The sequence below is a fragment of the Streptomyces sp. NPDC048516 genome, assembly GCF_043199875.1.
In the GTDB taxonomy this organism is placed as follows: domain Bacteria; phylum Actinomycetota; class Actinomycetes; order Streptomycetales; family Streptomycetaceae; genus Streptomyces.
The window spans coordinates 358,810-376,875 of record NZ_JBICWS010000008.1 but is presented as its reverse complement, the minus strand read 5'-3'; the positions used below and the strand labels follow the sequence as shown (position 1 = coordinate 376,875).

General features: G+C 70.8%; 13 protein-coding genes. 2 read left to right on the top strand and 11 right to left on the bottom strand.

Translation table 11 applies throughout. The features are described 5' to 3' along the window. Positions 1–193: 193 nt before the first annotated feature. From pyk to pta, 3 genes are all read right to left on the bottom strand, one after another. Positions 194–1,621 (bottom strand): pyruvate kinase, encoded by a 1,428-nt coding sequence (gene pyk, locus ACGFR7_RS19020; protein WP_393320166.1) that lies wholly within the window; start codon positions 1,619–1,621, stop codon positions 194–196. 61 nt (positions 1,622–1,682) lie between these two features. Beyond that, entirely contained in the window at positions 1,683–2,894 is a 1,212-nt protein-coding gene (locus tag ACGFR7_RS19015) for an acetate kinase (protein ID WP_393320164.1), read from the bottom strand. Positions 2,895–2,937: 43 nt separating this feature from the next. Further along, complete coding sequence (gene pta / locus ACGFR7_RS19010; RefSeq protein ID WP_393320161.1) at positions 2,938–5,034, bottom strand: phosphate acetyltransferase; 2,097 nt, start codon at positions 5,032–5,034, stop codon at positions 2,938–2,940. Between the two features lie 230 nt (positions 5,035–5,264). On the opposite strand from pta, the gene ACGFR7_RS19005 reads away from it, so the two are divergent. Then, positions 5,265–6,290, top strand: coding sequence for an ATP-dependent 6-phosphofructokinase (locus ACGFR7_RS19005; protein WP_393320159.1), 1,026 nt, complete (start codon positions 5,265–5,267; stop codon positions 6,288–6,290). 150 nt (positions 6,291–6,440) lie between these two features. On the opposite strand, the gene ACGFR7_RS19000 is transcribed toward ACGFR7_RS19005, so the two are convergent. The 8 genes from ACGFR7_RS19000 to ACGFR7_RS18965 all read right to left on the bottom strand — a co-directional run bounded on the left by ACGFR7_RS19000 (position 6,441) and on the right by ACGFR7_RS18965 (position 16,474). Further along, positions 6,441–8,990: an ABC transporter permease gene (locus ACGFR7_RS19000; RefSeq protein ID WP_393320156.1), complete on the bottom strand. Its 2,550-nt coding sequence runs from the start codon at positions 8,988–8,990 to the stop codon at positions 6,441–6,443. Positions 8,991–9,071: 81 nt separating this feature from the next. Further along, complete coding sequence (locus ACGFR7_RS18995; protein ID WP_393320154.1) at positions 9,072–9,854, bottom strand: ABC transporter ATP-binding protein; 783 nt, start codon at positions 9,852–9,854, stop codon at positions 9,072–9,074. A gap of 213 nt (positions 9,855–10,067) precedes the next feature. Continuing rightward, the gene (locus ACGFR7_RS18990; protein ID WP_393320151.1) at positions 10,068–10,778 is read right to left on the bottom strand and encodes a helix-turn-helix domain-containing protein; all 711 of its coding nucleotides are present in this window, start codon (positions 10,776–10,778) and stop codon (positions 10,068–10,070) included. Between the two features lie 135 nt (positions 10,779–10,913). Then, entirely contained in the window at positions 10,914–11,744 is an 831-nt protein-coding gene (locus ACGFR7_RS18985) for a carbohydrate ABC transporter permease (protein WP_393320148.1), read from the bottom strand. Positions 11,745–11,747: 3 nt separating this feature from the next. Then, positions 11,748–12,605 carry a carbohydrate ABC transporter permease gene (locus ACGFR7_RS18980; protein WP_393320145.1) on the bottom strand — a complete coding sequence of 286 codons (858 nt, stop codon included), beginning with the start codon at positions 12,603–12,605 and terminating at the stop codon, positions 11,748–11,750. 58 nt (positions 12,606–12,663) lie between these two features. Further along, positions 12,664–14,028, bottom strand: a complete 1,365-nt coding sequence (locus ACGFR7_RS18975) for an extracellular solute-binding protein (RefSeq protein ID WP_393320142.1) — start codon at positions 14,026–14,028, stop codon at positions 12,664–12,666. Positions 14,029–14,091: 63 nt separating this feature from the next. Then, entirely contained in the window at positions 14,092–14,772 is a 681-nt protein-coding gene (locus tag ACGFR7_RS18970; RefSeq protein WP_393320139.1) for a response regulator, read from the bottom strand. 40 nt (positions 14,773–14,812) lie between these two features. Then, positions 14,813–16,474 carry an ATP-binding protein gene (locus ACGFR7_RS18965; protein WP_393320136.1) on the bottom strand — a complete coding sequence of 554 codons (1,662 nt, stop codon included), beginning with the start codon at positions 16,472–16,474 and terminating at the stop codon, positions 14,813–14,815. A 184-nt stretch (positions 16,475–16,658) separates the two neighbouring features. On the opposite strand from ACGFR7_RS18965, the gene ACGFR7_RS18960 reads away from it, so the two are divergent. Continuing rightward, a complete protein-coding gene (locus ACGFR7_RS18960; protein ID WP_393320195.1) occupies positions 16,659–18,047 on the top strand; it encodes a cation:dicarboxylate symporter family transporter in 1,389 nt (462 codons plus the stop codon). The last annotated feature ends 19 nt before the right edge of the window (positions 18,048–18,066 follow it).

The following is an 18,066-nucleotide window of genomic DNA, read 5'->3' as shown; positions in this document are numbered from 1 at the left end:
GCGGGGGGGGCCGGGCGTTCCAGCCCCCCCCCCGTGGGCGGCCGGGGGTTTTCACCCCCCCCCCCCCCCCCCCCCCGGGCGTTTACCCCGGGGGGGGGGGGGGGCCCCCCCCCCCCGCCGGCCCCCCCCCCCCCGGGGGGGGGGCCCCCCCCGGCGGGGGGCCCCCCCCCCGCCGTTTCGTGTGCCGGGGGCGTCAGGAGGGCTCGCCGCCGAGGTGGTGCACCCGGACCATGTTGGTGGTGCCGGGGACGCCGGGGGGCGAACCGGCGGTGATCAGCATGGTGTCGCCCTGGCTGTAGCGCTTGAGCTTGAGCAGTTCGGCGTCCACCAGGTCGACCATCGCGTCGGTGTTGTCGACGTGCGGCACGACGAAGGCGTCGACGCCCCAGCTCAGCGTGAGCTGGTTGCGGGTGGACGCCTCGGTGGTGAAGGCCAGGATGGGCTGGGCCGCCCGGTAACGGGAGAGGCGGCGGGCGGTGTCACCGGACTTGGTGAAGGCGATCAGCGCCTTGCCGTCCAGGAAGTCGGCCATCTCGCACGCCGCGCGGGCCACCGAACCGCCCTGGGTGCGCGGCTTCTTGCCGGGCACCAGCGGCTGCAGGCCCTTGGAGAGCAGTTCCTCCTCGGCCGCCTCGACGATCTTCGACATCGTCTTGACGGTCTCGATCGGATAGGCGCCGACGGACGACTCCGCGGAGAGCATCACCGCGTCGGCGCCGTCGAGGATGGCGTTGGCGACATCGGACGCCTCGGCGCGGGTCGGCCGGGAGTTGGTGATCATGGACTCCATCATCTGGGTCGCCACGATCACCGGCTTGGCGTTCCTGCGGCACAGCTCCACCAGGCGCTTCTGCACCATCGGGACCTTCTCCAGCGGGTACTCCACCGCCAGGTCACCACGGGCGACCATGACGGCGTCGAAGGCCATCACGACCTCCTGCATGTTGGCGACCGCCTGCGGCTTCTCGACCTTGGCGATGACCGGGACCCGGCGGCCCACCTCGTCCATGACGCGGTGCACGTCCTGGACGTCCTTGGCGTCCCGCACGAAGGACAGCGCGACCATGTCGCAGCCCATCCGCAGGGCGAACTTGAGGTCTTCGATGTCCTTCCCGGACAGCGCGGGGACGTTCACCGCGGCACCGGGCAGGTTGATGCCCTTGTGGTCGGAGATGACCCCGCCCTCGATGACGATGGTGCGCACCCGGGGGCCGTCGACCTCGACGACCTGCAGGGCGACATTGCCGTCGTTGATCAGGACCGGGTCGCCCTTGGACACATCGCCGGGCAGGCCCTTGTAGGTCGTACCGCAGATGGTCCGGTCGCCGGGGACGTCCTCGGTGGTGATGACGAACTCGTCGCCGCGCACCAGCTCCACGGGGCCGTCGGCGAAGGTCTCCAGACGGATCTTGGGGCCCTGGAGGTCGGCCAGCACGCCGACCGCGCGACCGGTCTCCTCGGAGGCCTTGCGAAGGCGGTGGTACCGCTCCTCGTGCTCCGGCTGGGTCCCATGGCTCATGTTGAAACGGGCCACATTCATGCCGGCCTCGATCAGCGTCTTCAGCTGGTCGTAGGAGTCGACGGCGGGGCCCAGGGTGCAGACGATTTTGGAACGGCGCATGGGCGGAATCCTATCGGTTTGTTTAGCGGCGGAATATTTCGGTAGGCGGAAACACCGAGACCTAGGCGCTGACCAGGGCATATGTCTGCTGGGCGATCTCCAGCTCCTCGTCCGTGGGCACCACGGCGACCGCAACCCGGGCGTACTCCGGCGAGATCAGCCGGGGTTCGCCGGACCGTACGGCGTTGAGCGAGGCGTCCACGGCCATCCCCATCTCTTCCAGGCCCGCGACGGCGGCCTCGCGCACCGGGGCGGCGTTCTCCCCGACGCCCGCGGTGAACGCCACCGCGTCGACCCGGCCGAGCACCGCGCTGTAGGCGCCGATGTACTTCTTCAGCCGGTGGATGTAGATGTCGAAGGCGAGCGCGGCGCGCTCGTCGCCCTCGTCGATCCGGCGCCGGATCTCCCGCATGTCGTTGTCGCCGCACAGCCCGATCAGGCCGCTCTTCTTGTTGAGCAGGGTGTCGATCTCGTCCGTCGACATCCCCGCCACCCGCTTGAGGTGGAAGGTGACCGCCGGGTCGATGTCGCCGGAGCGGGTGCCCATGACCAGGCCCTCCAGCGGCGTCAGCCCCATCGAGGTGTCCACGCAGCTGCCGCCGGCCACCGCCGAGGCGGAGGCTCCGTTGCCCAGGTGGAGCACGATGACGTTGACCTCAGAGGGGTCCTTGCCCAGCAGCGCCGCGGTCTTGCGGGAGACATAGGCGTGCGAGGTGCCGTGGAAGCCGTAGCGGCGGATGCGGTGGGCGTCGGCGGTCTCCACGTCGATGGCGTAGCGGGCCGCGTGCTCCGGCATCGTGGTGTGGAAGGCGGTGTCGAAGACCGCGACCTGCGGCAGGTCGGGGCGCAGCGCGCGGGCGGTGCGGATGCCGGTGATGTTGGCCGGGTTGTGCAGCGGGGCGACCGGCACCAGCCGCTCGATCTCCTGGAGCACCGCGTGGTCGATCAGGGTTGGCTCGGTGAACTTCAGCCCGCCGTGCACCACCCGGTGCCCGATCGCGGCCAGCTGCGGGGAGTCGAGGCCGAGGCCGTCGGCGGACAGCTCGGCGGCGACGGCCTTCAGCGCGGCCTCGTGGTCGGCGATCGGGCCTTCGGTCTCGCGCTTGTCGCTCCCGGTGGCCAGCGGGGTGTGGGTCAGGCGCGAGGTCTCCTCACCGATCCGCTCGACCAGGCCGGCGGCGAGCCGAGTGCCGTCGGTCATGTCGAGCAGCTGGTACTTCACCGACGAGGAGCCGGAATTGAGGACGAGGACGCGGGTGCCGGTGGCAGTCATGGAGCGCTTTCCGATGGGGGGCGGGGACGGGGGAGCGGCCGGGTCAGGCGGTGTGGCCGGCGCCGGGACGGGCGCCCTGTGCCTGGATGGCGGTGATGGCCACGGTGTTCACGATGTCCTGGACCAGGGCGCCGCGCGAGAGGTCGTTGACCGGCTTGCGCAGCCCCTGCAGGACCGGGCCGACGGCGACCGCACCGGCCGAGCGCTGCACGGCCTTGTAGGTGTTGTTGCCGGTGTTGAGGTCCGGGAAGATCAGCACGGTGGCCTTGCCGGCCACGTCGGATTCGGGGAGCTTGGTCTGCGCGACCGCCGCGTCCACCGCCGCGTCGTACTGGATCGGGCCCTCGACCAGCAGGTCGGGGCGCAGCTCGCGGACGATCTCGGTGGCCTTGCGGACCTTGTCGACGTCCGCGCCGGAGCCGGAGGTGCCGGTGGAGTACGACAGCATCGCGATCCGCGGCTCGACGCCGAACTGGGCGGCGGTGGTGGCCGACTGGATGGCGATGTCCGCCAGCTGCTCGGCGTTCGGGTCCGGGTTGACCGCGCAGTCGCCGTAGACCAGGACCCGGTCGGCCAGGCACATGAAGAACACCGAGGACACGATCTGGGCGCCCGGCTTGGTCTTGATGATCTCGAAGGCGGGCCGGATGGTGGCGGCGGTGGAGTGCACCGCGCCGGAGACCATGCCGTCGGCCAGGCCCTCCTGGACCATCAGGGTGCCGAAGTAGGAGACGTCCGCGACCACGTCGAAGGCCAGCTCGATGCTGACGCCCTTGTGGGCGCGCAGCGCGGCGTAGCGCTCGGCGAACCGCTCGCGCAGCTCGGAGGTCTGCGGGTCGATGATCTGGGCGCCCGCCAGGTCGATGGCGAGATCGGCGGCGCGCTTGCGGATCGCCTCCTCCTCGCCCAGCAGGGTCAGATCGCAGACATCGCGGCGCAGCAGCACGTCGGCGGCGCGCAGCACCCGCTCCTCGCTCCCCTCGGGGAGGACCACCCGGCGGCGGCCGGAGCGGGAGCGCTCGATCAGCTCGTGCTCGAACATCATCGGCGTGACCCGGCCGGAGCGGGCGACGGAGATGCGGTTCGTCAGCTCCACGGTGTCCACATGCCGCTCGAACAGGCCGAGCGCGGTCTCCGCCTTGCGCGGCGAGGCGGCGTTCAGCTTGCCCTCGATCGCGAACAGCTCGCCCGCGGTCGGGAAGGAGCCGCCGGGTACGGAGACCACCGGGGTGCCGGGGGCGAGCCGGGCGGCCAGCGCCATGATGTCGGGGCCGGGCCGCTCGTCCAGGGTGAGCAGCACCCCGGCGATCGGCGGGGCACCGGCGCTGTGCGCGGCGAGCGAGCCGATGACCAGGTCCGCCCGGTCTCCGGGGGTCACCACGAGAGCGCCGGGGGTCAGCGCCTTGAGGAAGGTCGGCAGCATGGCGCCGCCGAAGACGAAGTCCCTGGCGTCCCTGGCGAGGCCCGAGTCGTCGCCGAGCAGCACCTCGGCACCGAGGGTGTGCACGATCTGGCCGACGGTCGGCGCGGAGAGCGAGCCGTCCTCGGGGAGCGCGTAGCAGGGCACGGGGAGCCGCGCGGAGAGCCGGTCGGCGACCGCCTCGCGGTGCTCGGGGGCCACCCGGTTGACGACCACGGCCACGACATCGCAGCCCAGCGAGTGGTAGGCGCCGTAAGCGTTGCGGGCCTCGGCGCGCACGGACTCCGCCTCCTGGCCCTGGCCGCCCACGACGGCCAGCACGGCGGCGCCGAATTCGTTGGCGAGCCGTGCGTTGAGGTTCAGCTCGGCCGGGAGGCTGGTGGCGGCGAAGTCCGAGCCGAGGACCAGGACGTACTCGTAGTCCCTGGCCACGGCATGAAAGCGGTCGACGAGCCGGGAGACCAGCTCGTCGGTGCCGCGTTCGGCCTGGAGGGCGGAGGCCTCGTCGTAGCTGAGGCCGTACACGGTCTCGGGGGACTGGGTGAGCCGGTAGCGGGACCGCAGCAGGTCGAACAATCGGTCGGGCCCGTCGCCGTGGGTCAGCGGGCGGAAGACCCCTACCCGGTCGACATGGCGGGTCAGCAGCTCCATGACCCCCAGCTCGACGACCTGGCGGCCGTCGCCGCGGTCGATACCGGTCACGTACACGCTCCGCGTCACGCGCGCTCTCCGATCCAATCGATGGCCACAAGGTCAAAATAAGCCGTTATTGTGGGCGTGCCCCTCTTGACAATACCTGCGTGTATGGATAAGTCGCTCTCCCAGTTTCCCTTGCGGAGCCCGGGCGAGGACAGTGGGGGTGAGGTCCGTGGAGGAGGAGGGCGGGCCGGCCCGTGAAACAATCGGACCGGCTCACACGAACCAACAGCGAGCACAGGAGACACAGCACGATGCGTATCGGAGTCCTCACCGCAGGCGGCGACTGCCCTGGTCTGAACGCTGTGATCCGGTCTGTTGTCCACCGAGCCCTCACCGGACACGGTGACGAGGTCATAGGTTTCGAGGACGGCTTCAAGGGACTGCTCGAAGGCCGCTACCGCAAGCTCGACCTCGAGGCGGTCAGCGGCATCCTGGCCCGTGGTGGCACCATCCTCGGCTCGTCCCGGCTGGAACGCAACCGGCTCCGCGAGGCCTGCGAGAAGTCCAAGGACCTCTCCAAGGACTACGGCATCGACGTCCTGATCCCGATCGGCGGCGAGGGCACCCTCACCGCCGCCCGGATGCTGGCGGACGCCGGGATGCCGGTCGTCGGCGTCCCCAAGACCATCGACAACGACATCTCCTCCACCGACCGCACCTTCGGCTTCGACACCGCCGTCGGCGTCGCGACGGAGGCGATCGACCGCCTCAAGACCACCGCGGAGTCGCACCAGCGCGTCATGGTCGTCGAGGTGATGGGACGGCACGCCGGCTGGATCGCGCTGGAGTCCGGGATGGCCGGCGGCGCCCACGGCATCTGCCTGCCGGAGCGTCCCTTCGATGTGAACGACCTGGTCACGATGGTCGAGGAGCGGTTCGCCCGGGGCAAGAAGTTCGCGGTCGTCTGTGTCGCCGAGGGTGCCCACCCGGCCGAGGAGACCATGGACTACAAGAAGGGCGCGATCGACCAGTTCGGCCATGAGCGGTTCACCGGCATCGGCAACCACCTCGCCGTCGAGCTGGAGAAGCGCCTCGGCAAGGAGGCCCGCCCGGTCATCCTCGGCCACGTCCAGCGCGGCGGCACCCCCACCGCGTACGACCGGGTGCTCGCCACCCGCTTCGGCTGGCACGCCGTCGAGGCCGCGCACCGCGGCGACTTCGGCCGGATGACCGCGCTGCGCGGCACCGATATCACGATGGTGCCGCTGCACGAGGCGGTCACCGAACTCAAGACGGTGCCCGAGTGGCGGATGGACGAGGCCGAGTCGGTCTTCTGAGTCCCGCTGCTTTCAGGGAAGCACCAACGGCTTCCCTGAAACGCCAACGGCTTCCCTGAAGCACCAACGGCTTCCCTGAAACGCCAACGGCGCGCCTGTCCTCTGTCGAGGGCAGGCGCGCCGCCTTTGTGGGGGGTGGCGGTCAGGGGGTCACTGGGCGCCGATGGCCTCCAGCATGTTCAGCCGGGCCGCCCGGCGGGCCGGCCACAGCGCGGCCAGCATGCCCACGGCCGCCGCGATCAGTACGAACAGCGCGAGCCGGCCCCAGGGCAGCAGCAGCTCGTAGGTGGGCAGGCCCTGGCTGACCAGGTTGCCGGTGGCCCAGGAGCAGAAGATGCCCACCGCGATGCCCAGGCCCGCGCCGAACAGCGCGATGACCACCGACTCCAGCCGGACCATCTGCTTGATGCCGCTGCGGGCCAGGCCGATCGCCCGCAGCATCCCGATCTCGCGGGTCCGTTCGAAGACCGACATGGCCAGGGTGTTGACGACGCCCACCACCGCGATGATGACGGCCATGCCCAGCAGCCCGTAGGAGACGTTGACCACCATGTCGATGCTCCCGGCGTTCTCCTTGCGCAGCGCGGCGTGGTCCTGGACCTTCAGCAGCGGGCTGTCGCCGAGGGCGTGCCGGATCTGCTTCTCCAGCCCCTCCGACGGGCCGTTTTGGGCCTTCACCAGCAGTGTCTCGACCGTCGGCACGAGCTGGTGCGGTGCTGCCAGCGAGGCGGCACCGATCGAGTCGCCGACCAGCTGGTTGTCCGCGTAGATTCCGACGATCTTGAGCTTCGCCTTCTTCTTGTCGAAGAAGGTGGCGTCCAGGGTCTCGCCGGTGTGCCAGCCCTTCTTCTTGGCCATCTCCTGGGAGACCGCGATGTCGTTGCCTTTGGCACCCGCCAACGAACCGCTGGTGAAGTCCAGGTGGGCGACCTTGCCGATCGTGCTGAGGTCGGTGCCCATCAGGCCCATGATGGATTCAGGGGTCTCGAAGCCCGTATTGCGCAGCGGAACCGCCGCCTCGACGCCCGGGATGTCCGCCACCTTCTGCGACAGCTTGGGGTCCAGAGCGGAGGACGTGGTCCCGATCTTGTAGTCGGCCTTCAGCCCCTGGGCCGTCATCTTGTCCATGGCCTGCCGGGCCGAGTTCCCGACGACCGTCATACCGGTGATCAGGGTGAGGCCGATCATCAGCGCCGAAGCGGTCGCCGCCGTACGGCGGGGGTTGCGCAGCGTGTTCTCCTTGGCCAGCTTGCCGCTGATGCCGAAGAGCCGGGTGGTGACGATGCCCGCCAGTGAGACCAGCGGCCGGGACAGCAGCGGCGCGAGGATGATGACGCCGGTCAGCGTCAGCATTCCGCCCACCATCGCGATCGGCAGGTCGTCGGCCTTCTTCAGCGTGGAGACGTAGCACATGGTCGCGATGCCGAGGCCGGTGATGACCGCGCCGAGGGAGTTGCGGAGCACCAGGCTGCGCAGTGCCGGCGGCGCCTCGACGGTGCTGAGCGCCTCCACGGGGGCGATCTTCGCCGCCTTGCGGGACGGCAGCCAGGCGGCCAGTACGGTCACCACGACGCCCACGCCGAGCGCGGAGAGCACCGCGGCCGGGCTGATGACGACCGGTCCGGCCGGGAAGCCCGCGCCATTGGCTTCGAGTACCGCCCGCAGCCCCACGGCGAGGCCGATGCCCAGCGTGAATCCGACGGCCGACGAGATCAGGCCCAGCAGGGCCGCCTCCGCGAGTACCGAGCGCACGACCTGACGGCGGGAGGCGCCGATCGCGCGCATCAGGGCGATCTCCCGGCTGCGCTGGGAGATCAGCATGGTGAAGGTGTTGGCGATGATGAAGACGCCGACGAACAGCGCGATCCCGGCGAAGGTCAGCAGCGTCTGGGTCAGAGCCTTGTTCTGGCCGGCGACCCTCTCGGACTGCGCGGCGGCGAGCTCGGTGCCGCTGGTCGCCGTGGCGCGGTTCTTCGGCAGCACCTCGCGGATCTTGGCGGTCAGTGCCTGCTGATCGGCGCCGGGCGCGGCACCGATGACCAGCTCGTCGAACTGACCGGGGTGCACGAACAGCTTCTGCGCGGTGGCGGTGTCGAAGAGCGTCAGGCTGCCGCCCGCGGTCACCTGCGGGTCGTCGGTGGTGACGATGCCGACCAGCCGCTTCGTCAGCACCGGGCCGTCGGTGGCGAGCCGCACGGAGTCACCGATCTTGCGGCCGGACGCCTTCGCGGTCGCCTCGTCCAGTGCGATCTCGTCGTCGGCGGTCGGTCCGCGGCCCTGCATCAGCGGGTAGCGGGCGTCGTAGCCGTCCTTGTCCGGCTGGAAGTTGGCGGCGAGGTTCTGCCAGTCGTTGCCGAGCGGCACATTGTCCGGGCCGGCGACGGTGGCCGTGCCGATGACGTTGCGGCGTACGGACTGCACGCCGGGCAGTGCGCGAACGGTGTCCGCCAGCTTGTCGTCGACAAGGGTGGTCCGCTTGCCGTCCTTGCCGATGTCCGGGGTGTTGTCGCCGGCCTGGGCCTGGACGGAGACGGCCACGCCGTCGAGGTTCTTCTCGGACGCCTTCTTGACGGCCGAGCCGACGGTGTCACTGAAGATGAGGGTGCCGGCGACGAAGGCGACGCCGAGCAGGACCGCGAGTGCGGTCATCATCAATCGGGCTTTGTGCGCAAGCACGTTGCGCAGGGCGGTTCGCAGCATGGTGGTGGTGTCAGTCCTGGTCCGGTGGCTCGGGATGAAGGGCAGCGCGCCGGGGAGCGCGGTGGTGCGGTGTGCCGGGCGTCAGCTCGTACGTCCCTTGGCTTCGAAGAGCCGCATCCGGTCCAGGACGGTGTCCGCGGTCGGCTCGTGCAGCTCCTCGACGATATGGCCGTCGGCGAGGAAGACCACCCGGTCCGCATAGCCCGCGGCGACCGGGTCATGAGTGACCATCACGACCGTCTGCTGCATCGCCCGCACCGACTCCCGCAGGAAGCCGAGTACTTCGGCGCCCGAGCGGGAGTCGAGGTTGCCGGTCGGCTCGTCGGCGAAGATGATCTCCGGCTGGGCGGCCAGCGCCCGCGCGACCGCCACCCGCTGCTGCTGGCCGCCGGAGAGCTGGGCCGGCCGGTGCGACAGCCGCCCGGACAGGCCGACCGTCTCGATGACACGGCTGACCCACTCCCGGTCCGGCTTACGGCCGGCGATGTCCATCGGCAGCGTGATGTTCTCCAGCGCGCTCAGCGTCGGCAGCAGGTTGAACGCCTGGAAGATGAAGCCGATCTTGTCCCGGCGCAGCCGCGTGAGCTGCTTGTCGTTCAGCGAGGACAGCTCCACGTCGCCGATCCGGGCCGAGCCGGACGAGATCGCGTCCAGTCCGGCCATGCAGTGCATCAGCGTCGACTTGCCGGAGCCGGACGGCCCCATGATCGCGGTGAACCTGGCCTTGCCGAACTCGACCGAGACGGAGTCCAGCGCGACCACACGGGTCTCCCCCTGGCCGTAGACCTTGCTCAGGTCCGTGGCACGGGCGGCGACGGCAGCGCCGGCGCGAGTGGGGGCGGGAAAGGCGGCCGGGTGGGACACGGGGAACTCCTGGAGAAGGACGGACGTTTCGATGTCCCCATTCTCGAAGGCAGAGGGCGCCGTGCGCCTCGGCCGCAAGGACCGAAAGCCGCACCGGCCGGAAGTTCCATCAGCACCCCCGGCGTCATTCTCTGGACGGACGGCCGTCCGACTTGGGGCCGACGGGGCGTCTCGGGGATGCCCCTGAGGCCCGGGAGCGGAGGGAGGGGATTCTCAGGGCCGCTTCTCGCCGACCCGGCCCCAGAATTCCGCCAGGATGCCGTCGAGAAACGCACGTCCCGCCCTGCCGGATTCCTCGGCGCTTTCCGAGCCGCCCCAGTTGAGCGTAGCGGTCATGGTCGCCTGATACACGCCGTGCAGCTCCCGCAGGACGACCCGGAGCTGCGGTCCGGACAGCGGTACGACCTTGCCGACCGGCCGGACGTAGGCCTGCCAGCGGGTGGTGGCGGCGCTGGTCAGCAGCTCGGTCAGCCGGCCGTCCTGCCCGGTGAAGCGGATCAGCGCGGGCAGTGGCAGAGCCAGCGCCTCGGCGAGCGCCGCGGCCTGCCGGTCGCTGCCGCTCCATCTCCCGCCGGCCTCCAGGCGCTCGTACGCGGCCCGGTCCATGCCGATGCGCAGCGCGAGGTCCGCCGGGGCGAGGCCGCGCGCCAGGCGGTACTCGCGCAGGGTGTCCGGTGCGCCGAGCAGATCGCCCGGCGCGCACCACAGGGCACCGGCCAGCGCGGTCAGTTCGGCTTCCGTGGGGGCGCCCTCCCCCCTTTCCCAGGACTCCACCGTCGCCGGCGAAACCGGTATGCCGAAAGCGGCCCGGATTCCGTAGGCGACATGGGCCGGGGCCATCCCCAGGGCCTCGCGGAGCCGGCGGGCGGCCTCGGCGTGAAAAGGGGGTCTGCGGGGCTGTCCGCCTTGCGTATGCACCGGCACACGGTAAGTGACGGCCCGGTCGCGCACCTATGGTGCGGATACCCAAGCCCGAGGCTCGTAGGAAACCACCAGCCGGCCGGTTTTCCGTGCGGTCCTGAGGGTTTTCGTCACCGGTCTTCGTCCGCCGGTCTCCGGTCAGCCTTTCACCGCGCCGCCGAGCGCAAAACCGCCGCCGAGCCGCCGGGAAATCAGGAGGTACAGCACGAGGACCGGTGCCGAGTAAAGGATGGAGAATGCCGCCAGTTCACCGAAGGCGACGGCGCCGTAATTGCCGAAGAAGGAGAAAACGCTCACGGAGGCGGGCAGTTGTTCCGGGGAGAGCAGCAGCATGAAGGGCACAAAGAAATTCCCCCACATCATGATGAAGGTGTAGACGGCGACGACGCCGACGCCGGGGCCCATCAGCGGCAGAATCACCCGCAGCAGGGTCTGCCGCCAGGAGGCGCCGTCCGTCCAGGCCGCCTCCTCCAGCACCTTCGGGACCCCGTCCATGAAGTTCTTCATCAGCCAGATGGCGAAGGGGAGTTGGGCGGCGGCCAGGAACAGCGCGGTGCCGTAGGTGGTGTCGATCAGGTTGACCCGCACGAAGAGCCCGTAGACCGGAACCATGACCGCGGTGATCGGCAGGCAGGTGGCGAACAGGATCGTCAGCAGGTACGGGCGGGCGAAGCGCGAACGGAAGCGGGAGAGCGGATAGGCGGCGAGCGCCGCGCAGAGGACCGTGAGCAGGGTCGCGCCACCGCAGATCAGCAGGCTGTTGCGCAGGGGCGTGAAGGTGATCTCGTCGGTCAGCACCGCCGAGAAGTTGTCGGGCGACAGGGACCTCGGCAGCCGCACCCGCAGCGTCGCCTCCGTGTCCAGCGACGACAGCACCAGCCAGAGCAGCGGAAGCGCGAAGGCCGTCGCGACGGCCAGCAGCCCGGCATCGGCGGCCAACCGCCTTCGTCGGCGGCGGGAGAGCGGCACGGCTCAGACCTCCTCGCGCAGCAGGCGCAGATACACCGCCGAGAACACCGCCCCCACCAGCAGCAACAGCAGCGCCACCGCGGTGCCGTAGCCGATCAGGGACTTCAGGAACGCCTGGTCGTACATGAACACCGGCAGGGTCTGGCTGCGGCCTCCCGGCCCGCCCCGCGTCATCACCCAGATCAGCCCGAAGACGGACAGCGTCTGGAGGGTGTTGAGCATCAGGGTGGTGCCGATGGAGCGGCGGATCATCGGCAGGGTGATGTGCCACAGCCGCCGCAGCCCGTCCGCGCCGTCGACCTCGGCGGACTCGGTGACCTCCTGGGGGATCTCGGCGAGCGCCGCGGAGTAGATCAGCATCGAGAAGGCCGTGCCGCGCCACACGTTGGCGAACGACACGGCCAGGACGGGCAGCGTGAACAGCCAGTTCTGGGTGGGCAGATGGAGCCATTCCAGCAGGGCGTTGAGGGTGCCGCGCCGCGCGAAGAAGGTGTAGAGCACAAAGCCCGCGACGATCTCCGGGAGCACCCAGGCGCAGATCACCGTGGCCCCGGCCAGCGACCGTACGGGCCGCGAGGCGCGGCGCAGCAGACCGGCCAGCGCGAGACCCAGGGTGTTCTGCCCGACGAGCGCGGACAGCACGGTGAACACCAGGGTCAGTACCACGGCGTTGCGGAAGGCCGGATCGCCGAAGGCGTGCCGGAAGTTGGCCAGTCCGACGAAGGACGCCGACTCCTGGCCGGTCAGCTGGGTGTCGGTGAAGGCGAGGTAGACGCAGTAGCCGATGGGGCCGAGGAGAAAGAGCAGCAGCAGGACGGTGGCCGGGAGAAGCGGGGACCAGCGCAGCAGACGGGTGCCCACGCCGCGCGCGAACGGGCGCCGGGCGTCCGGGCGCGGGCCGCACCTGCGGCGGCGCCGCTCACGGTCTGGCGACGGTCCGGCCGCCGACGAGGGACGCCAGCGCCGTGTCGTAGTCCGCGGCCGCCTCGGCCGGTGCAAAGTCACCGGCGGTGACCGCCTCCATCGCCTCACCGATCGCCGAGGCGACCCGGGGGTATTCGGGCAGCGCGGGCCGGTACGTGCTGATCTTGACCAGACCGGTGAAGAAGCCGATGCCGGGCACCGAGGTCCGGTAGCGCGGGTCGGCCGCGACGTCCTTGCGCACCGTGATCTGGGCGCCCCGTACGCACCATTCCAGGGCGTTCGGCTTCGACTGGAAGGTCTTGATCAGCTGCCAGGCCAACTCGGGCTGCCGGGCCTTGCGCGGCACCGACCAGGTCCAGCCGCCGGACAGGCTGACCTTGCCGGGCGGGGTGCCGCGCTGGGTGGGGAACGGCGCCTGGCCCAGCGTGGCCGACCAGGCGGGCCAGGGGTTGCCGCCGCCCGTCTTCTGCCACTGCTGGCCCAGCCACGAGCCGTCGAGGTCGATGGCGAGCTTCTCCTCCGGCAGCAGTTCGGCGGCCACCGTGGTCTGGATGGTGGGGCTGAGCGCATCGGAGACGTCGGGCCCCAGCTTCTCCTGGTAGACCGTGTCGAGGAAGCTCAGGCTGTCCTTGAAGCCCTGGGTGCCGGTGACCCATTTCTTCGCCGCCGGATCGTAGAGCTGGTGCTCGCCGGTGCCGTACAGCAGCATCTCGAAGCCCTGCATCACGGCGGCCTCGCCCGCGCCCTTGCCGGTGAAGACGTTCAGCGGGATGACGCCGGGGACCTTGCGCTTGACGGTCCGGGCCGCGTCCAGCACCTCGGCCCAGTTCCCGGGCCGCCAGTCGGCCGGCAGCCCGGCCTTGTGGAAGATCTTCTTGTTGAACCACAGCCCGCGGGTGTCCGTGCCGTCGGGGACGCCGTAGGTCCTGCCGTCCTGCCCCCTGGCCGCGGCCTTCGCGGCGGGCTCGAACTGCCGCCAGTCCTCCCAGGCGCGCAGGCGGTCGTCCAGCGGACGCAACAGGCCCGCCGTGATGTCGGAGTTGACCAGGAAGGTGTCCTCGTAGACCAGGTCCGGTGCGGTCCGCGGGGAGCGCATCATCTGCTGGATCTTGGTGTAGTAGTCGTTCTCCGACGCCTGGATCGGGATCAGCCGGACCTTCTTGCCGGGGTGGTGCTTCTCGAACTGCCGGGCCACGAGGCGGACATAGTCGTCCCGGACGGTGACCTTGCCGTTGGTGTCCTTGATGAAGGCCACTGTGACGGTGTCCCTGCCGCTCCCCGGCCCGCTGCCGCAGGCGGTGAGCGTGCCGGCGGCCACGACGGCGGCGGCGAGAAGAATCAGCGGGGCGGTGGGGCGCACGGCACGACCTCCAACTGGCCACGATGGGCTGCCTGCTGAAAGTAAGTCACCGGTCACAGCCGGTCAATGGCCCGACCACCGGTAGCGCAATTCGGGGCGGCCGACCTGGCCGTACTGGGGGGCGCGGGCGGCCCGGCCGCTCTCCACCAGATGTTCGAGATAACGGCGGGCGGTGATCCGGGAGATGCCCACGTCGGCGGCCGCCTCGGTCGCCGTCAGCCCGCTCCCGGCGGCCCGCAGCACATCGGTCACCGCCCGCAGGGTGGCCGCGGTCAGCCCCTTGGGCAGCGCGGCCGGACGCGGTGCGCGCAGCGCCGCGATCGCCCGGTCCACCTCGTCCTGCCCGCTGGCCTCGCCGGTGGTGGCGCGGAACTCCGCATAGCGGGTGAGCCGGTCGCGCAGGGTGGCGAAGGTGAACGGCTTCAGCACGTACTGCACCACGCCGAGCGAGACGCCCTCGCGCACCATCGTCAGATCCCGGGCGGAGGTGACCGCGATGATGTCGGCGGTGTGGCCGGCCGCGCGCAGCGTCCGGACCAGCTGCAGCCCGTGGCCGTCGGGCAGATAGAGGTCGAGCAGCAGCAGATCGACGGCGTGCGCGTCGAGATGGCGGCGGGCGTCGCCGCCGGAGTGCACGGTGCCGGAGACCGTGAAGCCGGGCACCCGTCCCACGTACAGGGCGTGTGCGTCGGCCGCGACCGGATCGTCCTCGACGACGAGGACCCGGATGTCCGAGGGGGTCACCGGGCACCTCCTCTCGCTCCGGGACAGGCCCTGGCCTCGTTCATGCCGGCGCGCCCGTCCGCAGCGGCAGCCGTATGGTGAACCGCGCGCCGCCTTCGGATGCCCGGTCCAGGGTGACGGTGCCGCCATTGCGGCGTACCGCCTGCTGGACCAGGGCCAGGCCCAGACCGCGGCCCCGGGCGGGCGCGGCCGTGCTCTGCTTGGTGCTCCAGCCCCGCCGGAAGATCTCTTCGGCGGCGTCCGCGGACACCCCGGGGCCGCTGTCGGTCACCCGCAACAGCAGCTCGCCGCCGTCCGCCCGCGCGGTGACGGTCACCCGCGGCGGCCCGGCGGCGGTGTGCTCCCGGGTGGGTGCGGCGGCGTCGAGGGCGTTGTCGAGGAGATTGCCCAGCACCGTCACCAGGTCGCGGGCCGGCAGGCCGGGCGGCAGCAGCCCGTCATCGATCCGGCTGTCGGCGGTCAGGGTGAGTTCGACGCCCCGCTCGTTGGCCTGCGCGGCCTTGCCGAGCAGCAGCGCGGCGAGCACCGGCTCGGCGACCGCGCCGACGACCTGATCGGTCAGCGCCTGGGCGAGTTCCAGCTCCGCGGTCGCGAACTCCACGGCCTCCTCGGCCCGCCCCAGCTCGATCAGCGAGACCACGGTGTGCAGCCGGTTGGCGGCCTCGTGGGCCTGCGAGCGCAGCGCCTCGGTGAAGCCGCGTACCGAGTCCAACTCCCCGGACAGCGCCTGGAGTTCGGTGTGATCGCGCAGGGTGACCACGCTGCCGCGCCGCTCCCCGCCGGAGACCGGCGCGGAGTTGACCACCAGCACCCGTTCACGGGTCAGCTGCAGCTCGTCGACGCGGGGACCGGACGCCAGCAGCGCCTCGGTCAGCGGCTCCGGCAGCCCCAGCTCGGTGACGAGACGGCCCACCGCGTCGTCCGACAGCCCCAGCAGCTCCCGCCCGCCGTCGTTGATCAGGGCGACCCGGCGCTGCCCGTCGAGCATCAAGAGCCCCTCGCGCACGGCGTGCAGCGCGGCCTGGTGGTACTCGTGCATCCGGCTGAGCTCCGCCGCGTTCATCCCATGGGTGTGCCGGCGCAGCCGGGCGTTGATCACATACGTCCCCAGGCCGCCGAGCGCCAGCGCCCCCGCGGCCACGCCCACCAGCGCCAGGACCTGGTTGCGCAGCTGCTCACTGATCGTCTCGATGGTGATCCCGGAGCTGACCAGGGCCGTGATCCGGCCGCCGCGCCGTGGATCATGGACCGGGGCGACGACCCGTACGGACGGTCCGAGCACCCCCATGTGCGTCTCGGGGAAGACCGTGCCGCGCAGCGCCGGGCCGATGTGCCCCAGGTACTTCTTGCCGATCGCGGACGGCTCGGGGTGCGTCCAGCGGGTCCCGTCCGTGGCCATCACCACCACGAAGTCGACACCGGCATCGCGCCGCAGCCGCTCGCTGTACGGCTGGAGCGCGGCCGTCGGGTCCTTGGTGCGCGCGGCGGCCACCACCGCCGGGGAGTCGGCGACGGCGGTGGCGGCCGCCGTCGCCTGCCGCCGTGCGGTCTCCTCCGCCTGCCGTCCCGCGCTGAGGTACGCGAAGAGCACGCAGCCCACGACGACCACCGCCACCAGCACCACCTGCATGGCGAAGAGCTGCCCGGCGAGGCTGCGGGGACCGCGCAGCCGCCGGGACGGGCGGGGTCGGGGGAGTCGCATACAGAACAGTCTGCACGGTGACTTTCGGAACCGTCCGAGCGGTCACTTTTACGTGAACGAAATGTACGTAAGGGTGACGGGCGCCACAGCGGCGTGCATAGTCGCCGGAACTTGTTGTGTGACAGAGCCGCAGATCAGCGCACAGCCGTAGACCGAGGAGGCAGCCGTGGCTGCACAGACCCCGATGTCCGGGGGCACCACCGAGGAGACCGCGCCGGCGAAGCGGGACCGGACCCACTTCCTCTACATCGCCGTGATCGGGGCGGTACTGCTCGGCATCATCGTGGGCTTCGCCGCCCCCGGTGTCGCCGTCCAGCTCAAGCCGCTCGGCACCGGGTTCGTGAACCTGATCAAGATGATGATCGCGCCGGTCGTCTTCTGCACCATCGTGCTGGGCGTCGGCTCGGTGCGGAAGGCCGCCAAGGTCGGTGCGGTCGGCGGACTGGCTCTCGGCTACTTCATGGTGATGTCCACCGTGGCGCTGGCCATCGGCCTGGTCGTCGGCAACCTGCTGGACCCCGGATCCGGCCTCCATCTGACCGAGAGCGTCCGGCACGCGGGCCACGCCCAGACCGGGGGCGGCGGGGAGTCGCTGTCCGACTTCCTGCTCGGCATGATCCCCACCACCCTGGTCTCCGCCTTCACCCAGGAGCAGGTGCTCCAGACGCTGCTGGTGGCGCTGCTGGTCGGCTTCGGGCTGCAGGCGCTGGGCACGGCCGGTGAGCCGGTGCTGCGCGGTGTGGGGCACCTCCAGAAGCTGGTCTTCCGGGTGCTGGCCATGATCATGTGGGTGGCACCGGTGGGCGCCTTCGGTGCCATCGCGGCGGTGGTCGGCGAGACCGGCCTGGACGCGCTGAAGTCCCTGGCCGTCATCATGGTCGGCTTCTACACCACCTGTGTGCTGTTCGTGATCGTGGTGCTCGGCACGCTGCTCCGGCTGATCGCCAAGGTCAGCATCTTCCGGCTGCTGAAGTACCTCGGCCGGGAGTTCCTGCTGATCCTGTCCACCTCCTCCTCGGAGTCGGCGCTGCCCCGGCTGATCGCGAAGATGGAGCACCTGGGCGTCGGCAGGCCGGTGGTCGGCATCACCGTCCCCACCGGCTACAGCTTCAACCTCGACGGCACCGCCATCTACCTGACGATGTCCTCGCTGTTCGTGGCCGAGGCGATGGGCAAGCCGCTGCCGCTCGGCCAGCAGATCTCGCTGCTGGTGTTCATGGTCATCGCGTCGAAGGGCGCGGCGGGCGTCACCGGCGCGGGCCTGGCGACCCTGGCCGGCGGGCTGCAGTCGCACCGCCCCGAACTGGTCGACGGCGTGGGCCTGATCGTCGGCATCGACCGTTTCATGAGCGAGGCGCGCGCCCTGACCAACTTCGCAGGCAACGCGGTGGCCACCGTCCTGATCGGCACCTGGACCAAGGAGATCGACCAGGCCAGGGTGGCTCAGGTGCTGGCCGGCCGGTTGCCGTTCGACGAGAAGACGATGACCGACGACGCCTCCACCGAGCCGGCCACCCCGGAGGTCGCCGAACCGCGGGACGGCGAGAGGGTGAAGACGTCCGCCAAGGTCTGATCGCGGCCGCGGGAAGAGC

Coding starts and splice junctions, on each gene's coding strand:
- pyk (WP_393320166.1), bottom strand. CDS start 1,621: ATGCGCCGTTCCAAAATCGTCTGCACCCTGGGCCCCGCCGTCGACTCC.
- ACGFR7_RS19015 (WP_393320164.1), bottom strand. CDS start 2,894: ATGACTGCCACCGGCACCCGCGTCCTCGTCCTCAATTCCGGCTCCTCG.
- ACGFR7_RS19005 (WP_393320159.1), top strand. CDS start 5,265: ATGCGTATCGGAGTCCTCACCGCAGGCGGCGACTGCCCTGGTCTGAAC.
- ACGFR7_RS19000 (WP_393320156.1), bottom strand. CDS start 8,990: ATGCTGCGAACCGCCCTGCGCAACGTGCTTGCGCACAAAGCCCGATTG.
- ACGFR7_RS18965 (WP_393320136.1), bottom strand. CDS start 16,474: ATGCGACTCCCCCGACCCCGCCCGTCCCGGCGGCTGCGCGGTCCCCGC.
- ACGFR7_RS18960 (WP_393320195.1), top strand. CDS start 16,659: ATGTCCGGGGGCACCACCGAGGAGACCGCGCCGGCGAAGCGGGACCGG.